The organism is Bdellovibrio sp. 22V (assembly GCF_030169785.1).
GTDB lineage: Bacteria > Bdellovibrionota > Bdellovibrionia > Bdellovibrionales > Bdellovibrionaceae > Bdellovibrio.
Genome location: NZ_CP125854.1, coordinates 3,572,529 through 3,595,192, shown reverse-complemented (window position 1 = coordinate 3,595,192; position 22,664 = coordinate 3,572,529). Strand labels below are relative to the sequence as shown.

Annotated in this window: 21 protein-coding genes; 16 read left to right on the top strand and 5 right to left on the bottom strand. The window is 46.2% G+C overall.

Annotated features, from left to right (window positions below; all coding sequences use genetic code 11):
* Positions 1-12: 12 nt before the first annotated feature.
* The gene (locus QJS83_RS17395; protein ID WP_284606743.1) at positions 13-558 is read right to left on the bottom strand and encodes a hypothetical protein; all 546 of its coding nucleotides are present in this window, start codon (positions 556-558) and stop codon (positions 13-15) included.
* A 341-nt stretch (positions 559-899) separates the two neighbouring features.
* On the opposite strand from QJS83_RS17395, the gene QJS83_RS17390 reads away from it, so the two are divergent.
* Entirely contained in the window at positions 900-3,077 is a 2,178-nt protein-coding gene (locus QJS83_RS17390; RefSeq protein WP_284606742.1) for a hypothetical protein, read from the top strand.
* A gap of 92 nt (positions 3,078-3,169) precedes the next feature.
* On the opposite strand, the gene QJS83_RS17385 is transcribed toward QJS83_RS17390, so the two are convergent.
* From QJS83_RS17385 to QJS83_RS17375, 3 genes are all read right to left on the bottom strand, one after another.
* A complete protein-coding gene (locus QJS83_RS17385) occupies positions 3,170-3,769 on the bottom strand; it encodes a hypothetical protein (RefSeq protein ID WP_284606741.1) in 600 nt (199 codons plus the stop codon).
* A gap of 75 nt (positions 3,770-3,844) precedes the next feature.
* Positions 3,845-4,849: a M23 family metallopeptidase gene (locus tag QJS83_RS17380; protein ID WP_284606740.1), complete on the bottom strand. Its 1,005-nt coding sequence runs from the start codon at positions 4,847-4,849 to the stop codon at positions 3,845-3,847.
* A 19-nt stretch (positions 4,850-4,868) separates the two neighbouring features.
* The gene (locus QJS83_RS17375) at positions 4,869-5,594 is read right to left on the bottom strand and encodes a Stp1/IreP family PP2C-type Ser/Thr phosphatase (RefSeq protein ID WP_284606739.1); all 726 of its coding nucleotides are present in this window, start codon (positions 5,592-5,594) and stop codon (positions 4,869-4,871) included.
* Positions 5,595-5,728: 134 nt separating this feature from the next.
* Here QJS83_RS17375 and QJS83_RS17370 point away from each other — a divergent pair, with 134 nt between their 5' ends.
* From QJS83_RS17370 to QJS83_RS17310, 13 genes are all read left to right on the top strand, one after another.
* A complete protein-coding gene (locus QJS83_RS17370; RefSeq protein ID WP_284606738.1) occupies positions 5,729-6,679 on the top strand; it encodes an energy transducer TonB family protein in 951 nt (316 codons plus the stop codon).
* 203 nt (positions 6,680-6,882) lie between these two features.
* Complete coding sequence (locus tag QJS83_RS17365) at positions 6,883-9,693, top strand: thiamine pyrophosphate-dependent enzyme (protein ID WP_284606737.1); 2,811 nt, start codon at positions 6,883-6,885, stop codon at positions 9,691-9,693.
* The gene (locus QJS83_RS17360; RefSeq protein ID WP_284606736.1) at positions 9,693-10,460 is read left to right on the top strand and encodes a hypothetical protein; all 768 of its coding nucleotides are present in this window, start codon (positions 9,693-9,695) and stop codon (positions 10,458-10,460) included. Before QJS83_RS17365 ends, QJS83_RS17360 begins: the two co-directional genes overlap by 1 nt.
* Entirely contained in the window at positions 10,457-11,116 is a 660-nt protein-coding gene (locus tag QJS83_RS17355) for an SAM-dependent methyltransferase (RefSeq protein ID WP_284606735.1), read from the top strand. The genes QJS83_RS17360 and QJS83_RS17355 overlap by 4 nt, the downstream gene beginning before the upstream one ends.
* Positions 11,117-11,260: 144 nt before the next feature.
* Positions 11,261-11,716 (top strand): hypothetical protein, encoded by a 456-nt coding sequence (locus QJS83_RS17350; protein ID WP_284606734.1) that lies wholly within the window; start codon positions 11,261-11,263, stop codon positions 11,714-11,716.
* Positions 11,717-11,718: 2 nt separating this feature from the next.
* Positions 11,719-12,561, top strand: a complete 843-nt coding sequence (locus QJS83_RS17345; protein ID WP_284606733.1) for a hypothetical protein — start codon at positions 11,719-11,721, stop codon at positions 12,559-12,561.
* 58 nt (positions 12,562-12,619) lie between these two features.
* Entirely contained in the window at positions 12,620-13,609 is a 990-nt protein-coding gene (locus QJS83_RS17340; RefSeq protein ID WP_284606732.1) for a hypothetical protein, read from the top strand.
* Positions 13,610-13,629: 20 nt separating this feature from the next.
* A complete protein-coding gene (locus QJS83_RS17335; protein ID WP_284606731.1) occupies positions 13,630-14,049 on the top strand; it encodes a hypothetical protein in 420 nt (139 codons plus the stop codon).
* Positions 14,050-14,093: 44 nt separating this feature from the next.
* Complete coding sequence (locus QJS83_RS17330; protein WP_284606730.1) at positions 14,094-14,588, top strand: methylated-DNA--[protein]-cysteine S-methyltransferase; 495 nt, start codon at positions 14,094-14,096, stop codon at positions 14,586-14,588.
* 139 nt (positions 14,589-14,727) lie between these two features.
* Positions 14,728-15,387 (top strand): recA protein, encoded by a 660-nt coding sequence (locus tag QJS83_RS17325; protein ID WP_284606729.1) that lies wholly within the window; start codon positions 14,728-14,730, stop codon positions 15,385-15,387.
* A complete protein-coding gene (locus tag QJS83_RS17320) occupies positions 15,335-16,657 on the top strand; it encodes a DNA polymerase Y subunit UmuC family protein (RefSeq protein WP_284606728.1) in 1,323 nt (440 codons plus the stop codon). Before QJS83_RS17325 ends, QJS83_RS17320 begins: the two co-directional genes overlap by 53 nt.
* The gene (locus QJS83_RS17315) at positions 16,641-19,859 is read left to right on the top strand and encodes a DNA polymerase III subunit alpha (protein ID WP_284606727.1); all 3,219 of its coding nucleotides are present in this window, start codon (positions 16,641-16,643) and stop codon (positions 19,857-19,859) included. Before QJS83_RS17320 ends, QJS83_RS17315 begins: the two co-directional genes overlap by 17 nt.
* A 63-nt stretch (positions 19,860-19,922) precedes the next feature.
* Complete coding sequence (locus QJS83_RS17310; protein ID WP_284606726.1) at positions 19,923-20,717, top strand: hypothetical protein; 795 nt, start codon at positions 19,923-19,925, stop codon at positions 20,715-20,717.
* On the opposite strand, the gene QJS83_RS17305 is transcribed toward QJS83_RS17310, so the two are convergent.
* A complete protein-coding gene (locus tag QJS83_RS17305; protein WP_284606725.1) occupies positions 20,707-21,372 on the bottom strand; it encodes an O-methyltransferase in 666 nt (221 codons plus the stop codon). The two genes, QJS83_RS17310 and QJS83_RS17305, sit on opposite strands and share 11 nt — an antisense overlap.
* 92 nt (positions 21,373-21,464) lie before the next feature.
* Between QJS83_RS17305 and QJS83_RS17300 the strand changes: the two genes are divergently transcribed.
* Positions 21,465-22,001, top strand: a complete 537-nt coding sequence (locus QJS83_RS17300; RefSeq protein WP_284606724.1) for an OmpA family protein — start codon at positions 21,465-21,467, stop codon at positions 21,999-22,001.
* A complete protein-coding gene (locus tag QJS83_RS17295) occupies positions 21,998-22,660 on the top strand; it encodes an HAD family hydrolase (protein ID WP_284606723.1) in 663 nt (220 codons plus the stop codon). Before QJS83_RS17300 ends, QJS83_RS17295 begins: the two co-directional genes overlap by 4 nt.
* Positions 22,661-22,664 lie beyond the last annotated feature (4 nt).

Below are 22,664 nucleotides of genomic sequence, written 5' to 3'. Positions count from 1 at the left end.
AAAGACACGCGTTTAGAATGACCAGGCTAGACCGACCATCGAGAGGCCTTGGGTCTTATCTGCCTTATGGCTCACGATGAGGTCTTTGTTTTCAAGAACTTTTTCTTTAAAGAAAATATTTGTTTCTGATGATTTTGCGTCGTAGTTGACAGCCGCTTTCAACCAGCCCGTATATTCGATTTTTGCTAATGCTTGGAAAGCTTCAATACGGAAAGAAAATTTGTGACTGATTCCTTTCGCAGTGGAAGCAGGAACCACGACATCTGTTTTTAATTTTTCTTGAGTTTCTTCAGCCAGACGACCGATAGCACTGGATTTAACGGCAGAAGAATTAAACCAAAGATTAAATGAGCGGTCTGCAATACGATTCATGACCTGGCCTGTGCTGTCGCCCTCTTTAATATCCAGAGGAATGACTTTCGCCACATCTTCTTTCGTCAGTTTAGGTGTCACCGTATCTTTAGGAATAATGAGGCGCTTCGTGGTTCTGATATCCACTTTGCCCCAGCAAGCGCAGGTAAAACCTAAAGATAAGAAGATCGACATGATCCATTTCATACCTATGATCCTATTCAAAGAGCGTTCCATGCCCCGCGGACAAGGTCCCTTTAATTTCGAGATAATAAGCAAATAACAAAAGAATCTTTCGAAAAGGGGCAAAAGGCGTCTACCGTCCACGCAAGTGACGGAATTTTGCGACAGGCCCATGTACCTGTTTCAAATCGAGTCAGGTGAGCACTGTCTTTGCACTTAGGTCCACGCGAAGTAGTGGGTCTATGTGCGGAGTTTAGATGAATTGCAGTGATTCTAGCGAGTTAGGTTTCGCTGCGATTGTTTGAGTGCCTCAAATTGACACGCGTAAATGGTTACTTGGAGAAAAGTTAAACAATGGAGATTCTATGAAACTGAAGTACGTAAAGAGAAGTGCGATGGCATTTGCCATCTCCGCAAGTTTCATTTTGCCCCACGTCCCTCATGTGGCGATGGCGGCAAATACCGGAACGGCGTCTTTCCCTCTCGATCTTTTTCCAGAGGATAACGACAAAGACGATACAGGTTTGTTTCCCACCACTCCGGTAACTCCGGCGCCAGGGAAGACCGGAAACAATAATAATTCCGGCAATAATAACAGCAACCGCAATACAACGCGTCCTCAGTCTACTTCTGGCGCAAAAATGAATGCGGCGAAAGTTCCCGAGGCTTATAGCTGTCCGTTGTTTGACAATCGTCCTCACGCAGAATTAATCGCGGCGATCGATTCTTTAAATAAAGAAGTGAAGGCTTCTCCAGAATGTACGGGTTCTCCGTCTGCGAAGTCTTTAGAAGACAATGGTAAGACTATTAAAGAAAGTATTTCCGCTCTTCAAACTTTGATGGCTTCACAAGACGCTGCTTCTGTGAATACGGCGCAAATCGAACCGACAATCACGGCGGCACTTACCGCAGTTGGAAACTTGGGTGACATTGTTAATAATAACAACTTCCTCAATTCAAAATGCGGTCGTCAAACAATGTCGACAGGTAAAGTGCTTTTGGCGTTGAACGACGTCATTAACGGTCTTGCGCCTTACGCTCTTTTCGCGGTTTCTATGAATGCGGCTTTAGCTCCGGCATTGCCATTCGTTATCGGTGGCGCGGTTGCAACAAGCGGGATCTCTGCGATTGCGAAAATGATCGATCAGAATACTTTGGATATGACAAACCCTGAACACCGTAAAGCGGTTCTTCAGAACACATGTCAATTCACGAAGGTGGCTAAGAAAGTTCGTTTCATGCAACTGGCTCAAAGTGGAAAGATCGACAAGATCACGCAAGAGCTTGAGCAAAATGTCGAGCTTTACAATGCTAAATTCGGTACGCCATCACGCGAACTTTCTGCTCTTTTGAAATATAAAGACACGGCGACAAAAGTGACTCTCGCTATCGAAAATCAAATGGTGAACGATCGCGCGGACTTGCTGACAGTTGAAACGCAAATCGCTCAGAACAGCGACGATTTGATGGTTTGTATGTTGTCGAATGAGCTTGTGAACTGGGCGCAAGATGGCAAGACATTCCCTTCTTCTGCTTTCTTGAACTTGTCGGCAGCAACAGCGCAAGGTGATCGCGCGCAAAAACTTCAGGCCGTGACAATGAGCACTTTGCATGTGAACTCGATGAAGAAGATCGCTTCTTTGGCTGTCAAAGCGACTGAAGACGAATCCGCTCTTAAATCTTGTGCAAACGCGGGTCGTTCATGGTTGTCGGGCGTTCGTCAGGCTATTGCAATGACAAGCTCTGTTGTTAATAAAGGAAAAGCGGATCTTGAAAGCGAACTTTCAAGAAGTGCAGAGTACCGTCAATGGAAAGTTCAATACGCTCGTATTGAAGTTGAAAAAGTAACGATCAAACGTGTTGAAAAAGCGATGCAAGAACTTTCTAAAGACAACTCGATCATCGATCGCTCTGAACTTGCGCAACGTATGGTGAATTTGAAAGCCGGTCTTTTCGGTTCACGCAGCGCTTGGGGCTTCGGCAATCCGCCAGTGCTTGCTTGGATTGATCATACGAAGAAAATGCATGACCAAGCTATCTCTGCATTTATCACGGGTATGCGCGCTCTTCGCAACGGCTCTTACAGCTTGACGGAGGCGGGTCGTGGCAAAGCGACAAAATACACGATCAGCGGTATGCCTTACACAGATCCAAAAGTTCAAACGGACAGCCTAAAGATTTCTCAAGCTCTTGGTAACTTCAATTTGAAAAACCTAGAGATGGGATCTCGCGAACACGAAATCGCCTGCCAACAGCTTGAGTCCGCTTGGTTGGATTGGTCTGCTTCTATCGATCACTTGGGTGCTGTCCAGTTCTTCTGTGACATGATCGACCCTGTGTTGGACGTGAAAATGGATTCTTCTGTCGTTAACGCTTGCCGTGGCATGACGCAATTAAACGGCACGACTTACGTGAAATCTGTCGTGAACCAAGCGAAAGACACATTGATCAGAAAAGGTTATCAAGCTGATGCAAACCTCGTGAGCCAAAAGCTCAAAGCTTTGCAATGTCCAATGCCTGCTGTTTCAGTGATGAACCAATAGGTACCTGCTTCCTTTCGTATGAAAAAGGTACCAGGTACCTTTTTCCTAACTTCTCTCCGGAAAAGGCTGACTGCACGGTCGGCCTTTTTTCTTTAAGGCATCAGCGTGACCATATTGGCATTTGCTTGGGCCGCTTCCATGATATCAGCGCGCGAAAGACCTGATTGCGATGCGCGAATCACCACTTGAATTCCTGCCGTCACATAGTCTCGCAGATCGATTCGCGTGAGCAGAGAGTTCACATTAAGAATAAAAGGTTTTGCCGCCGCAAGGGCCAGCAAGTCGGCTTTGGAAAGGCCCGCAGACGCAGAGACAACAACCAGCTGAGCGCCGGCGTTCGCGATCGTAATAAGATCCGCTAAAGGCAGCCGCGTTCCATCGACATAAAGCACGTAAGAACCCGCTCGCGCCAAATCAACAAAATCAGTGGCCGTATAACTTGTGCGGGACACAGAAATTCCCACTTGAATATTCGGACTGCGCAAAAGATCCAAAGTCTCTGGCTTACCGACAAGTCCTACCTGGTTTTGGCAGTACGTGACTTTAGAAACACGCGCGATGTCTTTAAGATCCGTGACGGAAAGATTCGTCGAGCTGTTCTCGACAAAACATTCAGAAAACTGAGGAGGAAGAGCCGCCAACGAATTCCACGCAAATAAAAGCAGAATGAAAGGGAATATGAAGATTGTCATTTTTCACCTCGCTCTTCACTTCTATTCTCGCGAGATGAAAAGGGAGATTCCAGTCAAATGACGGTTTTTATGTCATTACTCATCAAGGATGTAGTTGATAGGATCAACGGCCGTCCCGTTAATACGCACCTCATAGTGCAAGTGCGGCCCTGTCGAACGTCCCGTGTTACCGACCGCTCCGACAACGTCCCATTTACTGACACGCTGACCTACTTGAACGTAAATTTGCGACAAGTGACCAAAACGTGTGGTCACGCCATAACCGTAATCGATCGTAATCAACTTACCGTAAGATTCATCGTAACTTGCAAACACCACGACACCATCCGCAGGCGCATACACCGGAGACCCCGGAGCCGCCGCGATATCCAGTCCCGCATGCAACGCTGTTTTACCCGAGAACGGAGACACACGATAACCAAAGCGTGACGTAATCCAGCCTTTTGCCGGTTTCATATTCGGTGTCGAGTTCAACAAACTTTGGCGTTCTGACAAACTTTCCCAAAGATCGATGACACTTTGTTCTTTCAACTGAGTCTCTTTAACAGCTTTATCAATTCGCACCACCAAAGAGGCGTAATCTTTATCAGCCGCTTCGTCGGCCAGCTCACCCACTTGATCGTTCAATGGACGTTTGTTCGCAAAGACTTCATCTTGCTCTTCAAGTACTTCACCTTCAACACGAGCTTCCATTGGTTCGTATTCTTCAACCTGCTGACCTGCTGCCGGCTTTGGTCCCATCGTCAGCTTCGTGATACGGTCTTCCGCATCGACATTCGTGATCAATTTCAATTTGGTTGTAAATGTTTTCACGCGCTCTAAGGAATTTTCAAGAGCGCTAACTTTACTTTCAACGACTTGGAACTGCTTAATGAGTTGCGCGTTTTCAGCTTTCAGACGTTTATTTTCCATCGCCTGCAAAAGCAAACCGAAATAATCCACGAGACCCGCGGCGAAAATAATAATCACCACCGCCGAGATAAAAGAAATCGCTTTCAGCCATGCAGCCGAGAGCACAATCTTACGGGTCTTACCCGTCTGATTGCTCACAATAAACAGCGTGACTTTCTTTTTATCCAACTCCAGGGCTCCTTAAGAACTACTCGTGAAAATGCAGCAGCATGACTGTGACGTTGTCGTCTCCGCCATTTGCTAGGGCTTGTTCTACACAAGCTTTGACTGATTTGTCAGGTGTATTTTGATTTAAAATTTCAGAGATGCGCCCATCTTCCACAAGACCCGAGAGTCCATCGGAACACATCAAGAACATTTCTCCAGGAAAAATCTCTCTCTCAATGATATCGGGATACACATCGCGCTCGTATCCCACACTGCGAGTGATGACGTTTCGTCCCACAAATTGACGAACTTGTTCTTCACTCATCACGCCAGCGCGCAATTGCTCGTTGATCAAGGAATGATCTTCGGTGATCTGCCAAAGATAAGGACGCTTGAATAAATAACAGCGAGAGTCACCGACGTTTCCAACGTAAAGATGTTTGCCGCGAATATAAGCCATCACCATCGTGGTGCCCATCCCCGCCAGCTCCGGCCGTTCATTCGCCGCTTTATCGAAAATGCGTTTGGATGCCTCTTCGTAGCATTGAAGAATCAATTCGCGCGGAGATTTTTTTTGCGCATCCGGTTGCAACATGATTTCTTCGACGGTTTCCACCGCCATACTGGAAGCCACTTCCCCGCCGGAGTGCCCTCCCATTCCATCTGCCACGATAAAGAGGCCAAGCTCTCTATTGATCAGACACGAATCTTGATTTGAATCACGCCGAAGCCCTTTATCTGTCAGATACCACGAGTCAAATTTCATAGATGTTTCATTTTCACCCAACTCTGACATAGGAGTCAAAGTCTGGTCCTGGACCAGAGTCGCATTCTTGCGGACGCGTTTACCAATCCCTTCATTTAAGGTGTCATACTACCGATAGAAAGGGGTGAGGTCTTATGATGAAGTCACCGTCTTTCAGAATGTATGTACTGCTTTCGCTAGTATTCCACTTTCTAGTTGTGGGAACGCTTCTCTTGATTGACAACTTGACCCCTGATGCTCCGAAAAAGGAAACAGTAAGCATCAACTTTCTGAGCCCGGAAGACCTTCAAAAATTAGCTGCTGCCGAGCAAGCTCTTCAAAAGAAAGCTTATTCGCCAAACAATCAAATCGTGGAACAGAGCGAGACTTCATCCAGTGAAGAAGTGCCTGAAAATTCACGCTTCTTGAGCGCAAAAAATCAGGTCGTGAAGAAACAGACCGTCGCTGCAGAGCGCGGACAATTCCAAAACACAAAGAAACCTTCGGCAGAAAAAACTGGACCTAAGGGTGACGGTAAAGCGAAGTCTGTAGCTAAATCTGAAGAAGCAAAAAAAGAAATCGCGAAAAATCTTTTCAAGGGATTTGATGCGAGTGAGGCCTTGGAACGTCAAAAACAAGCGGCGAATGATTCCGGTCTTGGCGAAGGTCGAGGCAACGGTGAACAGAATACCGGCACCGGCGCGGAAAAGAGTCAAACGAACGACTACATCAAAGATGTCGAAACGGGTCTCGAAACTGTACTGAATACGCGCGAGTTTAAATACTACTCTTACTACAACCGCATTCGTAAACAGTTGGCGCAACACTGGGAAGGCCGCGTGCGCGAAAAACTTTCCAAGATGTTCAAAGAAGGCCGCTCCCCTGCAGCAACAAACAAAGACCGTATCACCAAGTTGATGATCGTTTTGAACGACAAAGGCACTTTAGTTCGCGTGCAAGTGTTGAGCGACTCGGGTGTTCGCGATCTTGATGACGCTGCGATTGAAGCGTTCCGCGCGGCCGCTCCATTCCCGAATCCTCCCAAGGGTATCGTCGAAGGCGACGGCACCGTCAAAATCCGCTGGGACTTCGTCCTCGAAACCTAACCTTTACACGAGGAATTTCCTTCTAAAAGGCACCAAAATTTTCACTATTTTACCTAGGGGCTCGTATTTAAAGTCCCTCTGTACCCCTTTTGTCCAAAATAGAGCCAGAACTCTTGCCGCAGGGCTTAAATGCATGGACCTTTCCCCTCTAGAGTGCTAGGTTCCCAGACGCTAGAAAAGTACTAAATCCGAAGGAGAATCACTTGGATAATTCTTTTAAAAACGTCAAACCTGAGGTTCTAGATTCTATCGCTAGACGTGCTCACTACTTGGCTACGCAAATGATCTGGCAAGCCAATCATCGCCCTGACAAAGAAAAAGGCGATCCAAAGATCGGTGGCCATCCGGCTGCATCCGCAAGTTCGCTTCACATCATGGGTGCATTGCACTTGCTTGTGAAATCCAGCTTCGACCACATTGCAAACAAGCCGCATGCTTCCCCAACAGATCACTCTTACAACTATCTTTTGGATCTTTTGTTGAAGAACGATCTTTCTAAGCTGACTCAAGAACAAGCAGACCAAGCAATGAACGGTTTACGTAAGTTTACTGACGGCAGTGAGTTCGTATTCCAATCTTACCACTCTGCTTACGATCCTGATCATCACAACTTCTTCCCGTCTGGAACAGTGGGTATTCCGCCTGTTGAAGCGGGCTACATGGCTTTGGCTTATCGCTATGCGCGCGAGCACGGCTATGAAGTGCCAGATGCTCACTTCTGGGCTGTGTGCGGTGACTCTGAATTCCGCGAAGGCTCTATGTACGAAGCGGTTCCTGACTTTGCAGAGCGCGAGTTGGGCTCATTGACTTGGATCTTGGACTACAACCGTCAATCTTTGGATGGTCATCGTATCACGAACAAAGAAATCATGAATGGAACGGATGCAGACCGCGTTGAGCGCACAATGGCTGCCAACGGCTGGGAAGTCATTCAAGTTCGTCACGGCGCTAAACGCCAAGCTTTGTTCAAAAAGAAAGACGGCGAGCTTTTCAAAAACTTCCTAGAAAAAGAATTGGAAGACTACGAACTTCAAGCGCTTCTTCTTGTTCAAGACATGAAGGCGCTTAAAAAAGGCATCGCAAAAGAACATCCAAACATGAAGAAATTCATGGACAGCATCACCGATGAAGAGTTGTTCGATGCGATCCGCGACTTCGGGGGCCACGACATGTTGGCTCTTGCCGAGGCGATGGAGAAATCAAAACAATCTAAGCGCAAACCAACAATCATCATTGCTCACACTTTGAAAGGTTGGGGCTTGAAAGCGGCTGCTCAACCGGGCAACCACTCTTCTTTGCCACAAGAAGAAGAAGTGATGGAATTGAAAGCAAAACAAGGCATCAAAGGCGATAAGCTTTATGAGCGTTTTGCAGCGAATTCTGTAGAAGGTAAATTCTTGGCTGCGCGCGGAGAAAAACTTTACTCTGAAATCAAAGCGCAACACGCTTTGAAAGCGAAGAACCAAGACTACTTCTTGAAAAAGTTGACTGAATTCGGTGATATTCCTCAGTCTTTGGATATCAACACAAAAATGACAAGCTATCCGCACACACAATGGATGTTGGGTCAGTTGACAGCGAAGTTGACTCGTATTGCGAACACTCCGCTGGATGAATCAAAACTTTCTGAAAAACAAAAACCTCTGACAGATCTCGAGAAGCCATTCAAACTTCCTGGTGAATTGTTCATCTCTATGGCTCCGGACGTGGGAACTTCAACGAACTTGAATCCTGCGATGGACGGTAAGATCTTCGGTGCTCCTGTTGTTCAAGACTTGGAAACGGAATTGGGCGTTAAAGACCACAAGCTTCCTGACCTTGTTCCTGGCGAAGACGTTTCAGACCGCTTCTTGCGCTTCGAAATCGCCGAAGGCAACGTGATGTCTTGCGTGGGCGCATTCGGAAAAATGCGTGATGTTTTGGGTATTCCAATCATTCCTTTGATGACGGTCTATGACTTCTTCATCAAACGTGCGTTAGATCAATACTTCTACAACCTTTATTGGAAGAGCTCGTTCATTTGCGTGGGCACTCCATCAGGTGTGACGTTGTCTCCTGAAGGTGCGCAACACGGTTGGAAGTCTGACATCCAGATCCCCAACCAAATCACCTGGGAACCGTTCTTCTGCCAAGAACTTGACTGGATCCTCTGTGACACTATCAAACGTCACGTTTTGAACGACAATGCCGGCAGAACAGGAACGTTGTTGCGACTTGTGACTCGTGGTGCGGAACAAAAAGACATGCTTCATTACTTGAAAAAACAAGCTCGCTTCAAAGCGGGTCTTGAAGGTTCTTTGGCACGCGCCGAGTTCCCTGTTGCTGGTGCTTTGAACGAAGAAGACGTTGCATCCATGGACGAAGCACAAATCATGTCTGCGATCCGTGAAGACGTTTTGAAGGGCGCTTACTACTTGATCGATTACCGTGGTTACGCAGGTTTCGAACCCGGCGACAACGTGGTGAACGTATTCGCGATGGGTTCCCTTGTAACGGAAGCAATCAAAGCATCAGAAGCTTTGTTGGCTCGTGGTATTTACGCAAACGTGATCGTTGTGACTTCTTCAGATCTTCTTGTGGGTATTCAAGCTCACGAAACAGATTACGAATACTTGAAAAACGGTCTTGGCGTGAATTCAAACTTGTACTTGAGAAAAGCGGATGAAGTGACCACAGGTGATTTGATCACGGTTGCTGGTAAACGCATCCCTGCTGTTGCTGTCTTCGACGGTGAAGCTGGTTTGCTAGATAATATCGGCTCTATCATTGGTGTTCGCCAAGAGACTTTGGCAGTGCGCAAGCACTCGAAGTGTGGTCGCCCTTCTGAAATCTACGCTTATCATGGCATCGACGCAGAATCTGTTGTTGAAGCTTGCGGTAAAGTGTTGGCTGAAACGGCCCTGGAGAAAGTCATTGTGTCCGAAAATGCTTTGGGCGAAGCTCATCAAGCAGAGGGACGCGCGGGGCACTGGACAGATTTGTGGCCAGCTAAAACTCCGGTACAAAAACATTAATGAATTACAGAGAAATAGCTCAGCAAGAACTCCCCTTTGAAGGGGAGTTCTTTTTTGCGAGGAACAAAAGATTTAAAGAGCTCGTCTTTTTTGTTCACTTCTATGAAGGCAGCAAAAAGCAGCTTCTTCGCCATATCAAGCTTGTCAATGAGCTGGGCTTTGATGCTTTCGCATTTCATCTGCGCGGCACTCATAAAGACATTTTTTCTATGCGGCTCCCGATCAGCGCCCATGGCGGTTTTGGGGCGAAGCATATTTACGCGGATCAGATTGAAGCTTTGCTTAACATGATTCCGGGAAACAAAATCATCTTCTCTTTTTCCAATCCCACAGCAGCCGCCATTGAAGCTATGGCGCGAAGACATTGCTCTGATACGATAGCACTTATCTGTGACAGCGGCCCTACAGCGCGCTTTATTCCTTCGGCTTACAATCTTTATACTCACGAATACAAACTGGGGCCGATGCCTTTAAGAATGCTTTTAACGCCTCTGTTGAGTGTCGGCTGGAGTCCTTTCTTTCATAAAGACTTACATAAAGATCTCAACACTTTCCCTGAGGGGTTTCGAGTTCTTTCTATCCGCGGCTGGAAAGATCTGCTTATTCCGCCGGAACATATTGATGAAGTTTTTGAGCCCCATGCTCAGCTTCATTGGACAAAACTTTCATTACCTGAAGCGGGCCATCTCACTGGTTTGCGTGACTTTAAACAAGAGTACGCACCTATGGTTGAAAAGTTTCTCAATGGCGTAGCGACGCCATTATGATCATTTTTAGCAGCCAAGATCCTTTTCCACTTCTCACCCTGGGCTCTTACTCTTACAAAGAAGCGCAAAATCACTCTGTCATCGCGGATGAATGGCTGGGCTTTCAAATTTCGGCGACAGAGGAAAACATTCGTCGTCAAAACAAACTCCCAGAGCAGCAAAACTGGGAGCACCTGTCAGAACAAGCCTTTCAAACTCCTTACATTGAACTTCGTAATATTCTTGAACTGCTTACGCTTAAACCGGGCGATCATATTGTCGATCTAGGATGCGCTTACGCGCGCATGGCTTTTTTAATCCTAAGACATTTTCAGGGCGTGCAATTCACGGGATATGAATTAGAGAAAGAACGTGTACTTGAAGCTCTTCGTGTTTTGGGACCGCAAAGTTCCCAAGATATAAAAATACTGCCGCAGGATTTGTCGGCTCTCAGTTTCAAGGCTCCCGCCGCAGATGTTTATTTCATCTTTGACTACGGAACAGAAGCCGCTGTAAAGAAAACTCTTGAGGACCTTAAGGCTGTTGCAAGCGCACGTTCCGTTCGCGTGGTAGCCCGGGGAAGACTCTCGCGCTTTCTTATTCATAGAGATCATCCCTGGTTGGCGGAAGTCGTTACGCCCCAGCACTTTGAACACTTCTCCATATACACCTCATAAGTCCGCAAAAAACGCATATAAATAATTCAAAAATGTTCGCTAAGAGAGCAAATTGCGCCCTTAAACATAGTAATTACGTTTACATACGAAAAGGGCCCTTTTATACATCTGGCGTTCTCTTGAACCGCTTTATTGGAGATTTATATGAAGCAATTTGCCTTGGGACTCCTTGCGACTCTAGTGACCTTGTCAGCTTCCGCGAACACACCAATCGCTGAATTTACTGTAAAAACTTATATTTCCTGCGAACAAGATGATGGCGATCAGTGGTATGAAATTGGCATCGTGCCTTTCAGCCGTAAAGATCACTATATGATGGTTGTTGTTTATCACAGTGACGATGATCAAAGCACACGCCTTATCAAAGAAATTCCCGTGAACATGTATTGGGAAAATAAAGAGCAAGTTTTCGAGACAGCGAAACAAGACATGAAGCTCACTGTTCGCTATCGCGACGGCCAAGCCGCCGTGGCTTCTTTCGGCCTGCTTAAAGACGGACCGGGCAGCATCTGGATTGAGCGTCTTATATGTTATCAACGCGGCGACATCACTTATGATCGTATCGCGATTCCTCAACCGCGCATCTCTGTAGGGAACTAGTCATGAATACACCATTGGATGGCAATTATAACGAACTCCTTGAGATTCATGATGCCCGTGCTTTTTTAAGAAGAGCTTTGGAAGTTCGCTATCGCAAAAAAGGCAAAATCAATCTGGCTGACTTTTCTCGCCGTGCGGGATTTTCTTCGCGCAGTTTTTTATCCGAGTATTTGGCTGGAAAAAAAGGTCTTTCCAAAGAAAGTGTCGGTCAACTTAAGACCGCATTAAAACTTCCGAAACCTTATCTGGAACTCTTTTCCCTTCTTGTAGGTAAAGACCAGCCTGAGCTTTTAACGAAAAAACTGACTCACGACGATATTCACAAAAAAGTTCATTCGATTAAAGTTTCCGTGGCCCGTCAGGCGGAAGCGCTGACTCAGATTAAAGATCCGAATCGTTTGATCACTCGCCCCACTTTGTTTCGTGTCTTCGCGGCTTTGGGAACGGAAGATGAAGGCGCGAACTTAAACGAAATCGTGGCGCGCACGAATTTGAGTTCGGAATCTGTGGTGGATTCTCTGCATGTTTTGATCAATGAAGGAGCGATCACATCCCGTGAAGGACGCTTCTATGTCCGTTCACATCAGATTGATTTCTTAAAACTGTCAGAACCCATGGTGCTTGCAGATCTGACTCGCACGCTGTGCAATCAAATCAAAGTGGATGCAAGCACGATCGCGGCGGACACGAAAAACTCCTTATTTTACACGGCTTTTTCAATACAGAGCCATCAACTTCCCGAGTTTAAAGAAAAACTCCGCGAAGCGATTCTTTCCGTTTTAGATCAATATCAAGACGATAAAGGCGACACAGTTCACGAAGTTTTCCTTTGTGGTAAATCATAATCTCGTTACTGGATTAAAAAGAGGTTCATAAATATCCTTCATACTCATGGAGGGATTTATGAACTTCGTCGGAACGTTTTTCTTTCTTGCTCTTCTCTTTTCATTTTCCAGCGCAGAGGCGCGCAGCACTTATCTTTACGAATCTCTTTTCCGACACATGGGCGAAAGATATATCGATCGTCTCGCCGACAAAAGCACGGATGTTTTGTCGAACCTTCCTTCTGAAAAAAGAGACATGTGTTTGCAAAGATATAAAGGCATTCTTGATGACGGTCTTGTCGACATTCGTATTGCCTTGGGATATTTCGACTGGACAACGGGAAGCCCTGTCTATCACAGTGGCGGCAACTATGGCCTAAGTCCTTCCATGGACATCGGCGCTTTTTCTTCCCTTAAAAATATGTTGCTGCGTTCTTGCGAAGGGCGCGCGCGTTTTTGCGGTTTCAAACAAGATCCTAAAAATATGTACCGCTTTTCGCGAGCTGTACAAATTCACGGGAAAACATATACAGCCCGTGTAGAGATCCAATTTTCTTCAGCGACGGAATATCTGAATTCCAATCTTGGCAAATACCGCTCACAACAAGAAGCACGTACAGCTTATGCGGAAAGATTTTTTACGATGGCACTGCAAGAGGCTGACGCCGTTTTTTATTTCGGCCATTCACGCAATGGCGGAGGTCCGGACTTTGCGCCTCCCGTTTTTATCGATGGACGTAACAAATTGGACTATGCGGGATACTATAAAGCAAAACGTCCTGGGACCAAACGCATGTTGAATGCACTTTCCGGGGACAAGCAAGCGCCTATTATCGGTTTGATGTCGTGTGCTTCGCGCGATCATTTCTTAAAGCGCATTCGCACTGTAGCGCCTCATTCGGGAATTATCACCTCTTTGGACGTTCTTAATGTGGACGAAGTCTTCACGGCGATGATCGGCGGCGTCGACGCTATTTTGCGTGGCCAGTGTCAAAAGAGTTTCTATGAATCTCTGCGCATGACCGCGAAAAACGCGAAGTACATCACCATGGATGGAATGTTTGAATAATAAAAAGCAAGGAGTCAGTCATGGTTTCATTGGAACAATTGCCTCATCCGGAATATTTGCCCTATCCCAATCACTATACGGCGGCTTTTTTTGAAAATGCCGAGGCTGCCGAAAAAGCCATTGAGCAGCTTGAGGAGCTGGGATTCACCGAAGAGGATTTTAATATTTTTGAAGGCGATCAAGGTGTCGATGCAGTCGATATCGAAGGCACTCATCATACTCTTCTCGAAAAGTTCATGCGGAAGTTTATAAAGTTTTCAGACTCTGCCGAGTGGCGCTTTTTGCACGAAGCGGATCAGGAAATTAGAAACGGTCATATTCTTCTTTGCGTTCCCACTCCGAAAGAAGAAGATAAAGACGATGCGATTGCCGTCTTCAAAAGAACAGAAGCCTATGACATCCGCTATTTCACTCCGCTTTACATAGAAGAAGTTGTGTAAAGTCCCAATCTAAGATAGAGCTGTGCCCATAATCGAGGTGCATTATGGGCGAGCTTCAATTCAATGTTTATAAAGTTTCTTCCGAATTCGGCGACTGGTTGGCAGCGTTTGAAAACGACGAGCTGATCTTCTTGGGCTCATATGGCTTGGGTAAAAAACTTGTCGAAGGAGATTTGGCGGAACTTTTCCATAAAAACTATGGTTTTGCTGTAGGCTCCTTCACTCCGGCGAAATGGAAAAAAGGCAACTTCTGGAATACGAAGCACAAAATCAAACTGCAAGGCACTGAGTTTCAAATGAAAGTGTGGTTGCAGCTTCTCAAAATTCCCCACGGAGAAACGGTCACTTACTCGGATCTCGCGAAAAAATTGCGCAAGCCTTCTGCGGTTCGCGCCGTTGCTTCTGCTGTTGCCAAAAATCCCATCAGCTATTGGATCCCTTGCCATCGTGTCGTGGGCAAAAATTCGAACTTGTTTAAATATCACTGGGGACCGAAGGTAAAACAGCAATTATTATTCGCTGAAACGCTGGCTGACTAAACAAGGTGCCGCCAAATAGCCACGTTTAACCATTGATTTTACTTGGCTATTTTCAAACTAAAACTTTAGTCCATATTCACATTAGGCTCTTTGACTTACATATAATTTACATAGTAATTTATATGTAAATGGAGAGCCTATGAGCACCCTCGCCCTTCCCGAACTTGCTAACATCCCTTTTGTCTCTGCAGAGAATCTGCAACCGCCGGCGGGTCTGCCCACAGGCGTTCGCGTTTTCGATGATTTCCTTTTATGGAGAGGCATCCCGCAAGGAGACTTGAGTCTTTTCCAAGGTCTTCCCGGCACCGGAGCTACTTCCGTATGGGTGCGAATCGTCCAAAATGTGCATGCTCAGAATAAATGGGCAGCCTGGGTCAATGGCAGCGACTCCCAGCTTTTCCCCGCGCATCTCTCACACCATAAATTAAATCTAAAAAAACTTTTAGTGGTGAAAGAGCCGAAAGAAACCGAACAACTTTTCTGGCTTCTTCAAGAGTTGATCACAAGTTCTCTTTTTGAAGTGATCGGTTGTCACTTAAAGGAACTCTTTCTTAAAAATCATCAGTTGCAGAAATTAAAACGGCTGTGCCGTCTACATAAAGTCGCTTTGATTTTCGTAAATCAAAAACCGACAAAGTTTATCAATCCTCTTTACAGTTTGATGGTGAATTTTCAAAGAGACTTCATCACCGTCCAACGTGCTCTTCACCGTCCGACACCATTTAATATTTCCGGGAGTATGGTTCATGCGAACTTTATGCATCAATTTAAAGACACCGCAAGAAAGCTCATCAGCTGAAGCCTTCTTAGTATTAAGTCCGCGTGTGCAGTTTCGCTTTCCACAATGGATTTTTGTGGAAATTGAATCTACGGCCCACTTTTTCGGCGGAGAACGAGGAGCTTTGGAAAAAGCTCTTGAAATCGCACGCAAATTTTCTGCAGATGTCTCGGCGGCGATTGCTGACACGTCGGCAGCAGCGCAAATGCTTTCCAAATGGCGCCCCTCCCACATCGCCGCCAGAGGAAAAGAGCAGGAAAGTTTTCGCGGTCTCGGTCTGGATGCTTTGAAAGATTTAGAAGGTCTACAGCCTTGGCCGCAGAAAAGACCTATTGAACATATGATTGCGTTTTTTCACACGCTGGGCGTGCATGGCCTTGAAGATGTTGTGAACTTTCGTCTTAACTCGCTTCGCGAGAGATGGGGAGATTTCGGTGTTTTACTTTGGAATCGTTTGCATTCTCAAGACGCTCAGGTCATTTCACCTCTTGTTCCTCGCGACCCTCTTGTGGGCTATGGTTACTTTGACGATCCCTTAGGATCTGTGCCGCTTTTAATGGCGCGACTGAAACCGCACATGGATATTCTTTTTGCGCGTTTGATGGGGCTTTCCCGTTATGCGCAAAGAATGGACGTTATTCTTCACTGTGAATACTCGGATAAAAAATATCCATTGAGCATTGAGCCCGTCAGTCCCACGCGCGACCAAGAGTTATTCGCCGATTTGCTGGAAAAGAAAATGTCCCAGCTCACTTTGGAAAATCCCATTCGTGAGTTTGAAATTTCTATTTTCGATGTTCCCGAAAAAATCCAACAACTCGATTTTTTCGAACCCCGTGACAATACCGAAGACCGTTGGCGCCGTCTGATCAGCTTTGCCAAACAAGCTCAATGCGAAATGGGCTTTTTACAAGTGGAAGCCAGTCATTTCCCGGAGCAAAGTTTTCGCCTGGTGACGGATTGGCCCGAAGACTTCAAGGCACACGACTTGGTCGAACGACAAAACGATGCTCTGCAAATCAAATCAGTGTATGCAAAGGGGCTTTCCGCCAGTCCCCGACCCGCGTTGCTTTTGGAAAAACCGCAAGCTTTAAGCTCTGCGGAAGTTCAAAGATTACGTTTTGTTTCTTCTTTGCCTAGCGAGCGTATTGAGTCCTCGTGGTGGCAGATATCAGTTCAAGATTTAAAAAACAGAGATTATTATTTTGCGCTCTCTCATCAAGGTCAGCTTCTGTGGGTTTTCAAGGATCGCATAAATTCACAGGTGTACTTGCATGGGTATTTCGATTAACGGTCAGAAAAAAATAAATCTGCCTTCGCGCATGTCGGGCATGCAGACCACGCAAAAAAACTCGTCCGTACCTGCGGTGCGAGCGCGAGGTTTCGTCGAGCTCATGGCCCGCACGAATTTTTCTTTTTTGCAGGGAGCTTCCCATCCCGAAGAGATGGTCACGGAAGCCATTGTTCACGGCTATGACGGCATCGGCGTCTGCGACCTGAACGGTCTTTACGGCGTCGTGCGCGGTTTTCAAACGATGCAGTCGCCGTCCCTTTTTAAGGCTTCAAAGAAAGCCAAAGAAGGTTTTCATTATCTCATTGGTTCCGAACTGACGTTGACGGATGAAACCTCCATCACGTTGATTCCTATAAACAAGCAGGGTTATTCACATCTTTGCGAACTTCTAACTTTAGGAAAACGACAAGCAGCCAAAGGCTTTTCCAAACTCACTCTGGAGCAAGTTGAAAAATACAATCAAGGTCTTTTGTGTTTGGCTTTGCCGCCTTGGACTGACGAACGCTATGAACGCCTGGAAAAAATTTTCGACGACCGTCTTTATCTTCCCGTTTGGAGAGATTTGACCTGGGAATCGCACGAACATTGCCGAAGTGCTTTTGCCTTGGAAGAAAAATATCAAGCCCGTCTTTTTGTCACACAACGACCTTTTATGCATCATCCGGAGCGCAAATATCTTTTCGATGTGCTCATTTGCATTTTGCACCACACCACTTTGAAAGAGGCGAAAAACAAACTGATTCAAAATGCCGAGCGCTGTTTGAAAAGCCTCGAAGATCTTTCCTTTCTTTGGCAAGACCGCCTGGATCTTGTGGAAAAAACTGTGGAGATCGCCGCACGAGTGAAGTTCTCTTTGGATGAAATTCGTTATCGCTATCCGCACTCACAACTTCCGCAAGGACTCACTCCCTCGGAACATCTGCGCAATCTGGCTTGGGAGGGCGCAAAGAAAAGATTCCCCTCTGGCATTCCTGAAAAAGTCAGCAAGATGATTGATTACGAACTCGCTCTTATTAAAGAGCTTGAGTATGAGGATTATTTTTTAACTCTGAAGGAAATTTGCGATTTCGCGACGGAAAAAGACATTCTTCATCAAGGCCGAGGTTCCGCGGCGAACTCTGTCGTGTGTTTTTGTATTGGCTTGACGTCGGTGAATCCGAACGAGATTGATTTACTCTTTGAGCGCTTTATCTCACGCGAACGCCGGGAGCCTCCGGATATTGACATCGACTTCGAACACAACCGTCGCGAAGAAGTCATTCAGCATATTTACGAAAAATACAATGAACGGCACGCCGCCATGGTTTGTACTGTCATTCGTTATCGCTCGCGCATGGCTATTCGTGAAACCGCCAAAGTTTTTGGTATTCCTCTTTCCAAGATCAACGAAATGATTAAATTTATGGGCCGGGACGGAATGAGCCGTCTGCTTGAACCGGAAGTGGGACAGAAATTTGGTTTAGCTCCCCATGAGTGGAAATTATTTCTAGCTATGGCTCAACAGCTGCATGGGTTTCCACGCCATCTTGGAATTCATACGGGCGGATTTCTTATCACGCAAGACCCTATTACAGAAATGGTTCCCGTGGAAAAAGCTACGATGAATGACCGCTATGTCATTCAGTGGAATAAAGACGATGTGGCAACACTCAAGCTCATGAAGATTGACGTTTTAAGTTTGGGAATGCTCACGTGTTTGAAAAAGTGTTTCGATCTTTTGAAGACTCATAAAAACCGTCCTCTGGAATTGCATACCATTCCGGCTAACGACCAACCCACTTATGAAATGATTGGTCGCGCGGATACTGTTGGAGTTTTCCAAATTGAATCGCGCGCGCAAATGCAAACGTTGCCACGAATGAAGCCCAAAGATTTTTATGACTTGGTGATCGAAGTGGCTCTTGTACGCCCAGGTCCCTTGCAAGGGGGCATGGTGCATCCTTACCTACGTCGACGCCAGGGTTTGGAAAAAGCGCATTATGCGCATGACCGCCTGAAACCTATTCTGGAAAAAACTTTCGGCGTACCTATCTTTCAAGAACAGGTTATGAAGATCGTTATTGAAGTTGCGGACTTCACTCCGGGAGAAGCCGATGAGCTGAGAAGAATTATGTCTTCGGCTTGGCGCAAACGTTCCACTATGGAAGGCATCAAACAACGCATTCTTGCGGGATTTGCCAAATATGAAATCACGCCTGAGTATGGCGAACAGATTTATAAAACCATCGAAGGTTTCGCGAACTACGGTTTTCCGGAAAGTCATGCGGCGAGCTTTGCCATTCTCACTTACGCCAGTTGCTATATAAAACATCATTATCCCGACGTTTTTGCCTGTGGTTTGCTGAACAGTCAGCCCATGGGTTTTTATGCGCCTCGCACTTTGATCGCCGAGGCTCAGCGCAATGGTGTGGAGGTTCGTCCTCTTTGCATTCAACACTCTGATTACGATTATACTTTAGAAACAAATTTAGTAGGTCATGCTTTGCGTGTGGGAATGCGCTCTCTGTACGGGGTGCCTGAAGTTTTGTTAAGACGTATCGAAGAGTCGCGCAGACAGGACGGCGAATTCAAAGATCTTGCCGATTTCATCCGCCGGACTCAGTTACCACGAGCCGCTTTGGTCAAAATCGCCGGCGCGGGAGCTTTGTCATGTTTTAACACCAATGTGCGCGAGCTGATTTGGCATTTGGAAAGTCTAAGCCTGGATCAGGAAAGTTTCCTCTGGGGACATCCGAAAGAACAATTCAGCTTAGAAGATCAAGACGACGAACCGGAGCATCTGCCGTTTGAATCCAACTGGGATCGCTTGCGCCGCGAATATGACAGCAAAGGTTTCTCGGTGGATTCACATCCTCTGTCAGTTTTGCGCTCTTACTTGAAAAGCAAAAGCAGCGAACTGGTCGCCAAACGTTACGTGCCTTATTTCAATTCTGCCGATCTCCCCAAGATGAAGAACAAGTGTAAGGTGCGTTTAGCGGGACTTGTTTCGGTGACCCAAAGACCCCCGACAGCCAAAGGCATGTGTTTCATCACTCTGGAAGACGAGTTCGGTTTCATGAATATCGTGATTCATCCCGACGTTTATCAAAAAGACCGGATGGCTATTTACGGCCGCTCTCTTCTTGAAGTTCATGGAACTATTGAGAAAGTCGGAGAACTTATCAACATCCGTGCCGAAAGAGTCCTCCCTCTCCAATAGGTACCTGCTTCCCTTTGTTCACAAAAAGAACTATGTTCTTTGCAGAAAAGGAAGTGCCTAGACGTGATTCGCGAAGCTTTTGAGTTTTTTCTAACACCGACAACTCCCCTCGCCAAAAAGTACGGATTTCTTTACCAATCCATTTCTTTAAAGCATCGCTATGAAAGATGTAAAAAAGCCTGGTTGCCGCATTTAAAAAACTGTCAGGATCTTTTTCTGCAAACCGCGCGTGAACTGCCTCAAAAAAAATCTGTTATCGTATTGGGAAGTGCTCATTTGCACGAAATTCCTTTGCATCTTCTTGTCGAAAACTTTGAGCAGATCACTTTGGTCGACGTTCTTCATCCTTACCGACACCATGCTTTAGCGAAAAAGAATCCTCGCCTAAAACTGATCACTCAGGATCTGTCCCAGAGCTTAGAAAAACTTGATGATCTGCATTCTCTAGCGGACTTTCATAAAATGATCGAAGAGTTAAAGCAAAAAACTCTTTTCCATTTTGAGGCTGATCTGATCGTTTCCGGAAATCTTTTATCGCAACTGGCACTTCTTCCCATGGAAACTTTAGAGAAGAAAATTAAAAGAAATTTGAGTCTTGAAGAAAAAGATCAGATCTGCACGGCCTTCGCCGAAATTCATTTACAGAATCTGCAAAAATGTTCCGGAAAAAAATTAGTTTATGCCGACCGCGAGGTCACTTATCGCAGTCCCAAGAATGAAGTTATTTATCAAGGTCACTATCCGGTTTCATTCGAAGGATTCAAAAAAATAAAAGAATGGAATTGGCTCTTGGCCCCTTTAAAAGAAGCCTCAAAAGAGTATTCCATTGAAATGAAAGTCGAAGCGTTTACTTCTTAAGACCGACGAAAAGTCCCTCAAAGCTTGGCACAATCGCCGCTTCATAAAGATTCGGATCCGAAAGTCTTTTATTGAACTCTTGCATGATTGCCACTTGTTTATCGGAGAACCGCTGCAAAGTTTTGTCTCCCCAGACAGAGCCGCTGAGGAAAATATTATCAGCAAGAACAAGGCCTCCCTGGCGCAGGTTTTTTTCCGACCACAAAAGATAATCTAAATAGGCTGCTTTATTGCCGTCGATGAAAACAGCATCGAAAGGACCTTGCAGCGAAAGTTTCTCGAGCTCTTCACGGGCGTCGCCCATCACCAAATGTATTTTCTTTTCAGACTGATCTAGATGCGAAAAGACCTCTGTGGATTTTTCGCCGTGTTTGGGATCTTTCTCGAGCGTCCAAAGTTCTCCTCCCTCGGGGAGAGCTTCAAAAATATATTGAGCGGACAGACCCGTCAGGGTCCCGATCTCGACGACTTTTTTCGCGCCATGAAGACGAATCAAAGTTTTAATGAGTTGCGCTTCTGCAGGCGAAATACTGATGCGGGCCAAGCCCAGCTCTTCCGCGAACTGACGAGATAATTGTTTAGGACGACTCTCTTCAGGAAGAAGAGAACCCATATACTGCTCTTTGTTGCTTAGCACCGTTTCACGCATACTCATATCATCGCACATTCAAGCAGCGAAGTTAACAGGAAGTTAATTTGCGCACCCGAAACTCAGATTCAATAATTTCATTTTAGACGGAGGTAACAATGGCATCCCAGGCAAAGTTATTGACCTTGGCTTCCGCTCTTCTCTTCGTCGCTTGCACTTCGACAAATGAACGAAGCCCTGCCTCACGCGGTCCTTTGCCTTTAGAAACGTCAGCTGCGGATGTGCTCTCTCAAGCTTCAAAAAGTCTGACAAACAATCGGAAGTTCACGACGCTTTCGCAAAATATTCTGTTCGATGCCGGCAGTGCAGAGCTTACAGACTCGGCGAAGCGCACACTGAACGAGATGGTCCCTGAAATAAACAAAGCCGTCGACACTTTCAGTCTGATTCGCATTCACGGCCTCAGCGATTCCAGCGGTGACAGCGAACGCAATCTTAAACTTTCAACCGAGCGCGCGGAAAAAGTGCGCAACTACTTGATCGCTCGTGGCGTTGCACCCGACAAGTTAGCGGCTATTGGAAAAGGCCAAGTGTTATCAAGCCCGGAAGCAACTCCCTCGGAAAGAGCCCGCGACCGTCGCGTCGATTTTGAGATTGTGGAAGGTCGAGAAAATGGGCAAGATGAACTGCAATGAAGCCACTACTCGCATTTGATCTCGACGGAACTTTGATTGACTCTGCACCTGATATTATTACGGCGGTAAATCGCACACTCAGTTTGCACGGCAAAAGAACTCTCGCTGACGATGTGATTGTCGCGCATATCGGTGAAGGCCTCAAAAAACTGATCGCTGATCTTTTCATTGAAGATAATTTGGATCCGGCAGAAACCATTGATGTTGAGATGGAATTTCTGCGCATCTATCAGGAAGAGATGTTGAAAAAAACCACGCCCTTTCCCGGTGTCGAAAATTTTCTCGGATCTTATGACGGTCCGATAGCGATCATCACCAACAAGAATGAACTTCCCGCAAAAACGATTATCAAACACCTTGGCCTGGATCGTTATCCTTGGGTCAGTGTTTTTGGCGCGGACTCTTTGGATGAAAGAAAGCCAAGTCCTCTGCCTTTACAGACGACGATGCAGCTTGCAGGACACACACCGGCGAATACTTTCATGATCGGCGACGGCATTCCCGATGTCTTGTCGGCTCTGCGCGCAGGTGTTCCGTCTATTGCCATAGGCTTTGGCTACACGTCTCTTTCGCTGCTCGAAAAATATGAGCCCCGAGGAGTTCTGAACCACTATGAAGAGCTTCATCAGCTCGTGGATCGCCTCTCAATCAGAGCATGACGCA